Origin of the sequence: Sorangium sp. So ce375 (genome assembly GCF_051473855.1) — a bacterium.
Lineage (GTDB): Bacteria > Myxococcota_A > Polyangia > Polyangiales > Polyangiaceae > Sorangium.
The window spans coordinates 9,375,658-9,388,219 of sequence record NZ_CP150335.1 but is presented as its reverse complement, the minus strand read 5'-3'; the positions used below and the strand labels follow the sequence as shown (position 1 = coordinate 9,388,219).

The following is a 12,562-nucleotide window of genomic DNA, read 5'->3' as shown; positions in this document are numbered from 1 at the left end:
GCGCGACGGTCCGTCGATGCGAACGGGCTGCCGACGCCCTGATGGAGGTGAACGGATGCGAACCTATGTGCTCGGTCTCCAGGACGTCGATCGAACGAAGGCCAAGGTGGTCGGGGGGAAGGGCGCCAACCTGGGGGAGCTTTCCAGGATCGAGGGGATCCGCGTGCCGGCTGGCTTTTGCGTTACGACCGAAGCCTTCCAGCGGATCATGGGAGAAGCGCCGTCGATCGGCGGGTTGCTCGATCGGTTGTCGTCGCTCGCGGTCGAAGACGGGGATGGGATCCGCGAGCTCAGCGGCGAGCTGCGCCGGATCATCGAAGGGGCGGCCATCCCTGAGGACCTGCGAGAGGCGCTCACCCAGGCTCTTTCCAGGCTTGGCGCGGACGACGCCTACGCCGTGCGGTCCAGCGCGACGGCGGAGGATTTGCCGGGGGCTTCCTTCGCGGGCCAGCAGGATACGTATCTGAACGTCATCGGGACGCAGGCGATCCTGCGGCACGTCCGGCGGTGCTGGGCGTCGCTCTTCACCGAGCGGGCGGTGATCTACCGGATCCAGCACGGCTTCGACCACCGCAAGGTCCACATGGCGGTGGTGGTGCAAAAGATGGTCTTCCCGAAGGCGGCCGGGATCGTCTTCACGGCCGATCCCGTCACGTCGAACCGGAAGGTGTCGTCGATCGAGGCTGGCTTCGGCCTGGGGGAGGCCCTTGTCGCCGGCCTGGCGCGCGCCGATCGCTACAAGGTGCGGAACGGCGAGGTCATCGAGAGGGCGATCGCCAAGAAGACGCTGGCGACTCGCGCCTTGGAGGAGGGCGGCACCGAAGAACGGGCGATCGAGCCCGAGCGGCAGGACGAGCAGGTGATGACGGATGCGCAGATCCTGCGGCTGGAGCGCCTGGGCCGGCAGATCGAAGGGCATTTCGGCCACCCCCAGGACATCGAGTGGTGCCTTGTCGAGGACGAGCTCCACATCGTCCAGAGCCGGCCGATCACGACCCTGTATCCCATCCCCGAAGCGGGTGATCGAGGCAACCACGTCTACATTTCCGTCGGACATCAACAGATGATGACCGACCCCATGAAGCCCCTGGGGCTGTCCTTGTTCCAGCTGACGTCCGGTGGCCGCATGCTCGCGGCGGGCGGCAGGTTGTTCGTCGATCCCACGAAGCAGCTGGCCTCACCGGCCAGCCGGGACGCCCTCCTGAATCTCCTGGGGCGCTCCCATCCGCTCCTCAAGGACGCCCTCTCGACGATCATCGAGCGGGGAGACTTCATCGAGCCCTTGCCCGACGATCCGGCGGCCTCTCACCCGGGCCCAGGCAAGCAGGCACCCGGGCGCTTCGACGAGCACGTCGGCGACGACCCGGCGATCGTCGCGGAGTTGATCGAGCGCAGCCAGGCCGCGATCGAGGAGCTGAAGCGCGACATCCGAACCAAGACCGGAACCGCGTTGTTCGACTTCATCAAGGAGAACATCCAGCGATTCAATAAGTCCATGTTCGGCCCGACGACCATGGGCGTGATCATGGCGGGCATGAACGCTGCCTCGTGGATCAACGAGAAGATGATGGAGTGGCTCGGCGAGAGGAGCGTCGCGGATACGCTCTCCCAGTCCGTGTCGAACAACATTACGTCGGAGATGGGCCTGGCGTTGTTGGATGTCGCCGACGTGATCCGTCCTCATCCGGACGTGGTCGCTCATCTGCAGAACGTGAAGCACGATGGCTTCTTGGATGAGCTGGCCGAGCTCGACGGTGGGAAGGAGGCCCGGGACGCCATCCGGGCTTACCTTGACAAATACGGCATGCGATGTGCCGGGGAAATCGACATCACGAGGGCCCGCTGGAGCGAGAAGCCAACGACCCTGATCCCCTTGATCCTGAGCAATATCAAGAACTTCGAGCCTCATGCCGGCGAGCGGAGGTTCGAGCAGGGGCGGCGGGAGGCCTCGCAGCGAGCGCGAGCGCTGCTCGACCGGCTGAGGCAGCTGCCGGACGGGGAGCAGAAGGCCAGCGAAGCCCAGCGGATGATCGACCGGCTCCGGAACTTCATCGGCTATCGCGAGTATCCGAAGTACAGCCTTGTCAATAGCTACTTCGTTTACAAGCGGGCCTTGCTGCGAGAGGCCGAGCAGCTCGTGCAGGCCGGCGTGATCGGCGACGCCGACGACATCTATTACCTCACGTTCGACGAGCTCCGCGAGGTCGTGCGCACGCACCAGCTGGACGACCAGGTCGTCAGCAAACGCAAAGCGGAGCACGAGCTCCACAAGAAGCTGACGCCGCCGCTCGTCATCACGTCCGATGGGGAGGTCGCGGCAGGTGCGCACAAACGAGCCGATCTCCCCGCCGGAGCCATCGTCGGCCTACCGGTCTCCTCCGGCGTCGTCGAGGGACGAGCCCGCGTCCTCTTGGACATGGCGGATGCGGATCTGGAGGCGGGGGACATCCTGGTCACCACCTTCACCGACCCCAGCTGGACGCCCTTGTTCGTGTCCGTCAAGGGCCTGGTGACCGAGGTAGGGGGCCTGATGACCCATGGCGCGGTGATCGCCAGGGAATACGGCTTGCCGGCCGTCGTCGGCGTGGAGAATGCGACCCGGTTGATCCGGGATGGGCAGCGCATCCGCGTGCATGGAACGGACGGGTATGTCGAGCTCCTGACATGAGGAAGGTGAGGTCTTCCGCGTTGCGATGACCGGGCCGCCCCGATGGCCCGGATCACGCGCGAGCGGCCCGCGCGCGTTTCTTCGGTGATCGAGCCCGCTCACTCTTCGCCTCCTCGCGAGCACCGAGCTCGAGACGATGGGTCATGTACCGCGCAGGCGACGTACCGAGCGCTTTGCGGAACATGGTGACGAAGCTGCTCGCGCTCTCGTAGCCAAGGTCGTTGGCGACGCTCTGCACACTCGCTCCGCGCGAGAGCCGCTGGAGGGCCAGGATGATGTGGAGCTGCTGGCGCCAGCGACCGAAGCTGAGACCGGTCTCGCGGACGAGCAGCCGGTTGAGGGTCCGTTCGCCGACCCCGATCCGGCGGGCCCACATTCCCATCGTCGCGCCGTCGGCGGGGTTTGCCGCCAGCGCATCGACAAGCTTTCGGAGGCGCTGGTCGGCCGGCATCGGCAGGCGGTGTTTCTCGATCGTGGCCGCCGCCAGCTCGTCGAACAGGACGGCCACGAGCCGCGCGTCCGGCCCGTCGAGATCGTACAGCGCGGGGCGCGCCGCGAGACGGACGAGCAGCTCGCGAAAGAGCGGAGTGACCGAGACGGCGCAGCACTCGGCCGGCAGGTTCGGAGCGGCGTCCGGCTCCACGAAGACGCCGTAGCCCTCGAGCGGCGCGCGTCCTCGTATCTTGTGGAGCACTCCGCCGGGGATCCACAGCGCCGAACGCGGCGGGACGATCCACAGCGCGTTCGACGCCTCGCACGTGACCTCGCCGCGCTCGAGGAAGAACAGCTGTGACTCGCGATGGCTGTGGAGCTCGCTCTCCAACCCGCCGGTGACCATGCTCAGGCCGACGGCGTTGGCGGGCCGGGCGAGCTTGCTTCGCCAGTGGCCACGATCCTCGCGCGCGAAGCGACGCGAGAGCGACTCCATCACCTCGGCCGTCGATGCGTGTGGCTCGTTTGCGATCTGGACGTCGCCATGAAAGGTCCACCCGGGGGAACCGATCGACGGCGACGCGGGCGGGGCCGGCGAGCCCTTCGCGGAGCCGGCGGACGGCGAGGCCGATGCCGACGCGGATGCTGGCGATGCCGTCGATGACACGGACGACGCGGGACGCTTCCTTCGCTTCGGACCCATGGCCAGTTTGCGAAATAAAATGTCCTCATTTCGCAATGCGGTCAAGCTTGCCGGCTGCGATGGTTCCTCGGCGCGCTCCGGCGGCCGTGCCGGAGCCCGAGAACCCGCTCTTCGGCGGACAGGAACGAGGAGGCTCTTCGATGCGGAAGGTGATGACCGCGCAGCAGATCGAGGCGATCGTCGGTGTCCCGATCCCGGCCGTGCGCATGAAGCAGATCAGCGCCCTGGACGAGGGGTGTCGGCGCGTCCTCGCCAGCGCTCCGGTCGCCGGCTTTGGTTTTCGTGACGAGCAGGGCGGCTGGCGCAGCACCTTCGTCGGAGGCGTCCGCGGCTTCGTGCACGTGGAATCGCCGAAGCGCATTCGGTTCGAGCTCCCGGCGAGACACCCGAAGCCGAAATCCGGCAGCGGCGTCTCCTTCGTCTTCCTCTTGCCGGGGATCGGCGAGACCCTCCGGCTCAACGGCTCCGTGGCCGAGCGGCGTGGCGACCGGATCGTCGTCACCGTCGAGGAGGCCTACGTCCACTGCGCGAGGAGCATCCTCCGATCCGGCGTCTGGGAGGCGCCGCGTGCTCGCGCTGCCACCGCCGCCGAGCCGCCGTTGCCGCGTGACGGCGCGCGCCACGAGGGGGAAGGCGGACCGCTCGGCGATCCGAGCGTTGCTCGCTTCCTCGCATCGAGCCCCTTTGCCGTCGTCTCGTCGTGGGACGCTGCGGGCGCGGGCGATACGAGCCCGAGAGGAGATTTCCCGGGCTTCTTGCGAATCCTCGACCACGAGACGCTCGTCATCCCCGATCGCCGAGGAAACCGGCGGGCCGATACGTTCCACAACGTCATGACATGCGACAAGGTCTCCCTCGCGGCCGTGGTTCCAGGAAGGGACGACGTTCTGCACCTGAGCGGCACGGCCTACGTCACCGACGAGCCGGCGCTCCTGTCGACCATGGCGCTCGCGGGAAAGCCACCGCAGGCGGCGCTCGTCATCCGCGTGGAGCGCGCGGCGCTTCTGGCGAACGAGGCCCTGCAGCGGTCGAAGATCTGGCAACGCGCCGCCCACGCCGACGCGGCCGCCGTCCCCGATCTGATGGCGCTGGCGACCCGGCACCTCGCGCTCAACGAGGACGGCGGCGCGAAGGCGACGATGATTCGCCTCCTCGGCAGCGGCGCCGGCGCTTTCCCCAGGCTCCTGCGTCGGCTCATCGATCTCGGTTACCGCAAGGGGCTGACGGACGAGGGCTACGACCGCGGATCTTAGATACGTTGCTGATATGGCTTCTCGGGTCGCGGCCTCTTCATGCGAGGTAGCGGCTTCGTCGAGGTCGTCGAGGAGCCCGGGGTGGGTCGGCTGCCTTCTCCACCGCCAGGGGGAACAGGCGCGCGACATCGAGCCGGCGATCTGATAAATTCGGCGAATGAACCGGCGTCGCGCGATTCCATACTTCTCTCTGCTGGCCCTGCTCGCCGCGTGCACGAATGAACAGCGCTCTGACGTGGGCACTGGCGGAGGCACCGGGACCTCCGAGAGCACCGGGAGCACGAGCGCAGTGACCGGGACCAGCGCAGGCAGCGGCGGTACTGGCGGCAGCGGCAGCACGGGCGGCAGCGGTGGCAGCGGCGGCAGCGTCGACGGGCCGCCCCCGGAACCCGAGGAGGTCCCGGTGCTGGAGAACATCACGTTCTACGACGGCTACGCCAAGACGGTCGACGAACCGATCCCGGACGGCGTGATCCGCCACAACAACTCGCTGGTTGCGACAAGGTTGACCGACGAGCAGCTCGCCAAGATCCAGACCACCCTGAAGGTCCGCGTGATCGTGGGAGCGCTGTGCGACAACTACGACCGACTCGGCTCGGTCAACCTGGCGCTGGTCCCCAAGGGGGCCAAGACCTACGTTTCCGGCGAGGTCGACCGGATCGAGGTCGCGCGGTTCGTCACGCCGTTCATGAACATGAACAAGCAGCCGACGACGGTCCCCTACGAATGGGAGGCCAGCAACCTCGTACCGATCTTGAAAGATCCCGATCTCCTGACCGATTACGATTTCTGGTTCGAATTGGGCATCTTCGGCGTGCCTTACGCAGCGAACGACGAGGTCCCCGGCTGCGATGGTCGCAACGACACGCAGCTCGGATCGCTGCTGCTCCATACCGACAGCACGCAGGAGGCCCAGGACTTCAGCGTCCTGCTGCCGCTGGCGATCGGCGAAGAGTTCAACAATTACGCCAAGGGCGCCAGCGACAAGGTCGGCACGACCCGCAAGACCGTCAGCTTCGAATTGCCGGCAGATACACAGAATGCACAGCTCGTGTTGATCACGTCCAACCACGGCGCCAACCAGGGCGGCGAGGAGTACATCCGCCGCGAGCATTACGTGTACGTCGACGGCAAGCTGGCCTTGCAGTACAAGCCCGGGCGCAAGTCGTGCGAGCCGTTTCGCAAGTACAACACCCAGGGCAACGGCATCTACGGGCAGTCCCCGCTGTCGGACGCAAAGTGGCAGTCGTTCAGCAACTGGTGCCCCGGCGACGTGATCGACACCCGGATCGTCCCGTGGGGGGCCGCGAGCGCCGGCAAGCACGAATTCGTGATCGACGTCCCTGACGCGACCTTCACCGGCGGCGAGGGCAATTTCCCGTTCTCGCTCTACGTGCAGGCGCAGTGAAGGCGTCTCTTCGACCTTCTCGACGACCTGTGTCGCGACGCTGGGGTCGTGCTTGAGGGCGAAGGTTCGGCGCTCGCGCCTGCGATGACCCGGGCGGCCGCCTCGTTCCCGAGCGATCGTGCCCGCGGCGAGCAGGTCGCCTCGCGCGGCACCGGCGACTTCGTCGCCATCGCGCGCAGGCCGCCGCTACCGGACGGAATGCGCAGCCTGAGCTACGTCGCCCTCGAGCGCTCCACGCGGAGCTCGGTCCAGGGAGAGGTCTGCTCGGCCAGGGTGCGGTAGCAGAGCGCCGCGGCGCCGACGAAGAACAGCGCGAGCGCGGCCGAGCCGATGTCGATGCCCCCGGCCGGCTCGACGGCGCCGAGCACGCTCGCGTGGAACGCGCGGAACGGGCCGAGGTGAAGCGCCGCGAGCGCGCCGCCGAGCGCGAGCGCCCAGGCGCGGTGGAACCGCGCGCGCCGGGCGTGGTGGGCGATCACCGTCTCCGAAGCGACACAGAGGCTGCCGTACGTGGGCGCCCGGAGCACCCAGGCCTGCGCGGCGTCGCGGTACCCCTTGCCAGCGGCGCTCGCGTCGAGCTCGCGGCGCACGGAGCCCGCGATGTAGATCGTGTCGCCGGGGCGGACCTCGGACACATAGGCGGGCGCGCCGCCGCGTCTCGCCGGGACGAAGGTGGTATCGAGGCTCAACCTGCCGCTCGCCGGCTCGACCCGGACCGCGGCGCCCGAGGGGAGCCGGAGAGAGAACGCGCGCGACCGCGTCTGCCACGCGCCCAGCGTGGCGCCGGCCTGGACGCCGCACGGGATCTCGACCGCGATCACCGCGTCGCCCGGCGCGGCGTCCTCCGCGCCCACCTCGCCGCGCAGGAGCGCAAACCCCTCGCGTATCGCGCCGGGCGAGGCCGACGGGCTCCGCGCATACGCGGCGATCTGCGAGCGCCGCCGGTGGTGAAGGCAGCGCCCGATGGCGATGGCGACCGCGCCGCCCAGCACCACCCCGGCGACCCCGTAGACGATGAGAAGGCTCGCGACAAAACCCATCGTGCCAGCGTAGACGTGCGGCGTCGGGACGTCGAGACGGGGTGTTGGTCTCGCGCGCGCCTGGAGACTGGACAACACGGCGCGCGCCCCGCGCCGCAGCCGCACCGCCGTCTCGCGGGCCGCGTCGGCGCAGACAGGGGCGCACAGCGCCGCTTTCGTCAATCCCACATCGTACGTGGCGCGCAGTGCACCTCCTGCCTGCTCCGCCGCGTGGATCGCGGTGACTGGCACTTCGACCGTCCTGCGGTGTCGTCGTCCGCCATCGTTGGTTCGACAAATGCTTGTAATTCCGATTGCTTGCAGCGGTTTCCCTCCTGGCGCTCCGCGCCCGCCCCATCGCTGGAGCAATCGAGCTGGTGCGCCAGGCAACCGACGTGAGGCCCGCCGTGCGCTTCGCGCCAAGGCCCGGGCGCCGCTCCGCGCCGGGGAGCGCCGCGCATCCACGGGTGAAGGCGCGCCAGGCGCAACCGCGCGGCTCATTGCGGTCTGGACGGGCCGATTGCCACGGCGGAAGGCGATTTCGATATGAGGCAAGCGCCGCTCCAGGGCCGGGCGAGAGGCCGCGTCCTGGGTGCCGGGCGCGGCTGGCACCGCGCGTCAAAAAGGGACGATAGAAGTTCAACGCGACGCCGGAAGCGTGTTAAGGAGACGCCGTGTCCGACCAGCTCAGCTCGGATCTCGCATCGCTCCGGATCCAGCGGGATGTCGATCCCGATCGGCGGAGCCCGCTCCGCACCGCCCTCGTCGCCGCGGTCGTGCTCGCCGCGATCGGCGGCGCCGCCGCGTTCGCCGTGCCCAGGGCGCAGAGCGCGATCTTCAAGACCGAGGTCACCACCACGGAGGTCGCGCTGGTCTCGCCGGCGCAGGCGTCGATCTCCGTGACGTCGACCGGGTACGTGGTCCCGCAGGTCGTGTCCAAGGTCGGGGCCAAGATCCCCGGCCGCATCGCGCGGGTGCACGTCAAGGAAGGCGACGTGGTGAAGCAGGGCGACCTGCTCGTGGAGCTCGAGGACGCCGACCAGAAGAGCCTCGTGGCCGCGGCCCAGGCCAAGGTCGCGGCGGCGCGGGCGCGCGCCGCGGCCTCGCGGGCGAGCATCGTCGAGGTGGAGCAGCAGGTCGCGCGGGAGCGGCTCCTGGTCGAGCGTCAGGTGACCGGCCGCGCGTCGATGGAGGATCTGACCGCGCGCATGAACTCCCTTGCGCAGTCGGCCGCGGCGGCCGACGCCGAGGTCAAGGCCGCGGCGGCCGACGTCGAGAGCCTCCGGGTCACGCTCGCCGACCGGAAGATCATCGCGCCGATCAACGGCACGATCATGTCGAAGCCGCCGGAGGTCGGGGAGGTCGTCGGCCTCGAGCTGCCGCACTTCGTCGAGATCGCCGACTTCACGTCGCTCGTCGTCGAGACCGATGTCCCGGAGACGCGCCTCTACCTCGTCGAGCCCGGCAAGCCGTGCGAGGTCGTCCTCGACGCGTATCCGTCGAAGCGCCACCGCTGCACGACGCTCGAGATCGGCAAGCGCGTGAACCGCGCCAAGGCGACCATCCCGGTGAAGGTGAAGTTCGTCGGGGAGGCGAAGGAGGCGCTCCCCGAGATGAGCGCGCGGGTGAGCTTCCTCGCCGAGGCGCTGTCCGAGGAGGCCATGAAAGAGCCTCCGAAGCGCGTCGTCCCGGAGGCCGCGGTGGTCGAGCGGGGCGGCGCCAAGGTGGTCTTCGTTGTCAACGAGGGCCAGGTGAAGATGGTGCCCATCAAGGTGGGCGGCCCCGCGCCCGGCGGGCTCGAGCTGCTCGACGGCCCGGCCCCGGGGGCGCGCCTCGTGGCGAGGCCGTCCGACGACCTCGCGGACGGCCAGAAGATCAAAGAGAAGGAAAAGGGGAGCGAATGACCGAGGGGTATCGCGACGGGAAGCCGAAGCCCATTGTCGAGCTGCAGGGGGTCGGCAAGACCTATTTCCGCGACAAGGAGCCGATCGTGGTGCTCGACAACATCACGCTCGACATCCCGGAGGGGTCGTACGAGGCGCTGATGGGGCCCTCGGGCTCGGGCAAGTCGACGCTGCTGAACCTGATCGCCGGGCTCGATCGCCCGACGCGCGGCTCGGCGCGCGTGGCGGGGCAGGACCTCACGCGGATGAGCGACGGCGAGCTGGCGCGCTTCCGATCGAGGACCATGGGCTTCATCTTCCAGGCCTACAACCTGATGCCGGTGCTCACCGCGGCCGAGAACGTCGAGCTGCCGCTCCTGCTCACGGATCTGTCGGCGTCCGAGCGGCGCAAGCGCGCGCAGACGGCGCTGCGCGTGGTCGGGCTCGAGGAGCGGATGGGCCATTATCCACGGCAGCTCTCCGGCGGTCAGGAGCAGCGGGTCGCGATCGCGCGAGCGATCGTGAACGACCCGACGATCATCGTGGCGGACGAGCCGACCGGCGATCTCGATCGCAAGAGCGCCGACGAGATCCTGGCCCTCCTCGAGAAGCTCAACAAGGAGTTCAAGAAGACCATCCTGATGGTCACGCACGATCCGCAGGCCGCCGAGCGCGCGACGGTGACGCGCCGGCTCGACAAGGGGAACCTGTCATGAACCTCGTCTCCGTCGCCGCCAGGAACGTCCTTCGCAACAAGTTCAGGACGCTGCTGACCGTGATCGGCGCGGCGGTGGCGGTGCTCGCGTTCGTGCTCCTCCGGACGGTGCTCTCGGCGTGGAACGTCGCCGCCGACTACGCCGCGAAGGACCGGATCGGGACGCGGCACAAGATCTCGTTCATCCTCCCCTTGCCGAAGCGCTACATGGACACCGTCCGCGAGGTCCCCGGCGTGACGGAGGGGTCCTTCATGAGCTGGTTCGGCGGCAAGGATCCGCGCGACGCTACCAATTTCTTCGCCTCGATGGCCGTCGAGTCGAAGACCTTCTTCAAGGTCTACGATGAGATGGTCGTCCCGCCCGCGGACATGGAGCGGTGGCTGGGCGACAGGAAGGGCGCCATCGTGGGCGACGTCCTCGCGGCCCGGCTCAAGGTGAAGCCGGGCGACACGGTGACGCTGGAGGGGTCGATCTACCCAGGAACGTGGCAGTTCAACGTCTCGGGGATCTACACGGCGACGCGCAAGTCGATCGACAGGTCGCAGTTCATCTTCCACTACGACTACCTGAACGAGTCGCTCCCCGAGCGGCAGCGCGACCAGATCGGCTGGATGGCCGCCAAGATCGACGACCCGTCGCGGAGCGCGGACATCAGCGCGGCGATCGACAAGATCTTCGACGAGAAGGACGTCCAGACGGCGACGATGAGCGAGCGGGCGATGAACCTGTCGTTCATGGCGATGATGTCGGCCGTGCTGACGGCGCTCAACGTCGTGTCCGTCATCATCCTCCTCATCATGATGATGATCCTCGGGAACACGATCGCCATGGGCGTCCGGGAGCGGACGCGGGAGTACGGCGTGCTGCGCGCGCTCGGGTTCGAGCCGAAGCACGTGAGGATCTTCATCATCGGGGAGGCGGCGACCATCGGGCTGCTGGCTGGGTTCATCGGGCTCGTGGTCTCGTATCCGATCGTCGAGCTCGGGCTGGGCCGATGGCTGGAGGAGAACATGGGCTCCATGTTCCCCTATTTCCGGATCGAGCCTGCGACGATGGTCATTGCGGTGCTGCTCTCGATGGGGCTGTCGCTCGCCGCGTCGCTCATCCCGGCGTACAACGCCTCGAAACTCTCGGTCACCGACGCGCTCCGGCGCGTGGCGTGAGCGACCCACGCAGCCTGTCTTCGAGACCCTGAAAGCGGGAGAGAGCGCTCATGATCCCCGTCGCCTACAACGTTCGAAATCTGGTGGTGCGCAAGACGACGACCCTCGCGACGGCGTCCGGGCTCGGCCTCGTCGTGTTCGTGTTCGCGTCGGTGCTGATGCTCGCGAACAGCGTGGAGCGCACCCTGGGGCGCACCGCGCGGGACGACGTCGCGATCGTGATGCGGAAGGGCTCCGACGCCGAGATGGTGAGCAGCATCGAGGAGCAGCAGATCGGCGTGATCCTCGCGAGCGCCGAGGTGGCGAAGCGGCAGGACGGCAAGCCGGACGGGGTGGGGGAGGTGATAGCGGTCATCCTCCTCGAGAAGCTCGGCACGGACGGCATCTCCAACGTGCAGGTGCGCGGGGTGCCCGACGACGTGCTGGCGTTCCGCTCGCACGTGAAGATCATCGAGGGTCGGCCCGCTCAGCCGGGCACGGACGAGGTGATCGTGGGCAAGGCGATCAGCGGCCGCTTCAAGGGCCTGTCGCTCGGCGAGTCGTTCGAGCTCCGCAAGAACCGCCCGGTGAAGGTGGTGGGGGTGTTTGACGACGGCGGCTCCTCGTCGGAGTCCGAGGTCTGGGCCGACCTGCACACGACGCGCTCGGCCTTCGGCCGGGAGGGGGGCGTCTCCGCGGTGCGGGCGCGGCTCGTCTCGCCCAGCAAGTTCGACGCGTTCGAGGCGTCGATCGAGCAGAACCGGAACCTCGGGCTCGAGGTGATGCGCGAGAGCGCCTATTACGAGAAGCAGTCCGAGGGGACGAGCATCTTCATCAAGGCGATGGGCGTGCTCATCGCGGTGTTCTTCTCGATCGGCGCGATGATCGGCGCGATGATCACGATGCACTCGTCGATCGCGAACCGGCAGCGCGAGATAGGCACGCTGCGGGCGCTCGGCTTCTCGCGGTTCAGCATCCTCGTGTCGTTCCTTATCGAGTCGGTCCTCCTCGCGCTGGCGGGCGGGGCGCTCGGCGTGCTCGCCGCGCTCGGGATGCGGTTCGTGCGCTTCTCGACCGTCAATTTCGCGAGCTGGTCGGAGGTCGTGTTCACCTTCGAGCCGACGCCCGGGATCCTGCTGGGCTCGGTGGCGATCGCGGCGGTGATGGGCCTGCTCGGCGGGTTTTTCCCGGCGCTCCGCGCTGCGCGGATCAGCCCGATCCAGGCGATGCGCGGGTGATCCAGGGCCGGGGCGCTCGCCGGGACTCCAGCGTGGAGGCGCAGAGCCGGGAAGCCGCGTAGGGCCCGCGCGGCGCTCCCTTGGCCGGGGACGTGCTCTC

Annotated in this window: 9 protein-coding genes; 7 read left to right on the top strand and 2 right to left on the bottom strand. The window is 68.4% G+C overall.

The features are described from left to right. Positions 1-55 precede the first annotated feature (55 nt). On the top strand, positions 56-2,668 hold the full coding sequence (rph, locus tag WME90_RS34995) for a rifamycin-inactivating phosphotransferase (protein WP_437276399.1): 2,613 nt from the start codon (positions 56-58) through the stop codon (positions 2,666-2,668). 52 nt (positions 2,669-2,720) lie between these two features. Here the strand turns inward: rph and WME90_RS34990 are convergent, their stop codons facing one another. Continuing rightward, the gene (locus WME90_RS34990; RefSeq protein WP_437283699.1) at positions 2,721-3,596 is read right to left on the bottom strand and encodes an AraC family transcriptional regulator; all 876 of its coding nucleotides are present in this window, start codon (positions 3,594-3,596) and stop codon (positions 2,721-2,723) included. Between the two features lie 347 nt (positions 3,597-3,943). Between WME90_RS34990 and WME90_RS34985 the strand changes: the two genes are divergently transcribed. After that, a complete protein-coding gene (locus WME90_RS34985; RefSeq protein WP_437276398.1) occupies positions 3,944-5,056 on the top strand; it encodes a pyridoxamine 5'-phosphate oxidase family protein in 1,113 nt (370 codons plus the stop codon). Between the two features lie 157 nt (positions 5,057-5,213). Further along, positions 5,214-6,464 (top strand): peptide-N-glycosidase F-related protein, encoded by a 1,251-nt coding sequence (locus WME90_RS34980; RefSeq protein ID WP_437276397.1) that lies wholly within the window; start codon positions 5,214-5,216, stop codon positions 6,462-6,464. Between the two features lie 212 nt (positions 6,465-6,676). On the opposite strand, the gene WME90_RS34975 is transcribed toward WME90_RS34980, so the two are convergent. Next, positions 6,677-7,504 (bottom strand): hypothetical protein, encoded by an 828-nt coding sequence (locus WME90_RS34975; protein WP_437276396.1) that lies wholly within the window; start codon positions 7,502-7,504, stop codon positions 6,677-6,679. Between the two features lie 653 nt (positions 7,505-8,157). Here WME90_RS34975 and WME90_RS34970 point away from each other — a divergent pair. From WME90_RS34970 to WME90_RS34955, 4 genes are read left to right on the top strand one after another with little or no spacing between them, the layout of a single operon-like run. Next, positions 8,158-9,387 (top strand): efflux RND transporter periplasmic adaptor subunit, encoded by a 1,230-nt coding sequence (locus tag WME90_RS34970; RefSeq protein ID WP_437276395.1) that lies wholly within the window; start codon positions 8,158-8,160, stop codon positions 9,385-9,387. Continuing rightward, positions 9,384-10,082 (top strand): ABC transporter ATP-binding protein, encoded by a 699-nt coding sequence (locus tag WME90_RS34965; RefSeq protein ID WP_437276394.1) that lies wholly within the window; start codon positions 9,384-9,386, stop codon positions 10,080-10,082. Before WME90_RS34970 ends, WME90_RS34965 begins: the two co-directional genes overlap by 4 nt. After that, positions 10,079-11,245: an ABC transporter permease gene (locus WME90_RS34960; protein WP_437276393.1), complete on the top strand. Its 1,167-nt coding sequence runs from the start codon at positions 10,079-10,081 to the stop codon at positions 11,243-11,245. Before WME90_RS34965 ends, WME90_RS34960 begins: the two co-directional genes overlap by 4 nt. 50 nt (positions 11,246-11,295) lie before the next feature. Then, positions 11,296-12,462: an ABC transporter permease gene (locus WME90_RS34955; RefSeq protein ID WP_437276392.1), complete on the top strand. Its 1,167-nt coding sequence runs from the start codon at positions 11,296-11,298 to the stop codon at positions 12,460-12,462. Positions 12,463-12,562: the final 100 nt, after the last annotated feature.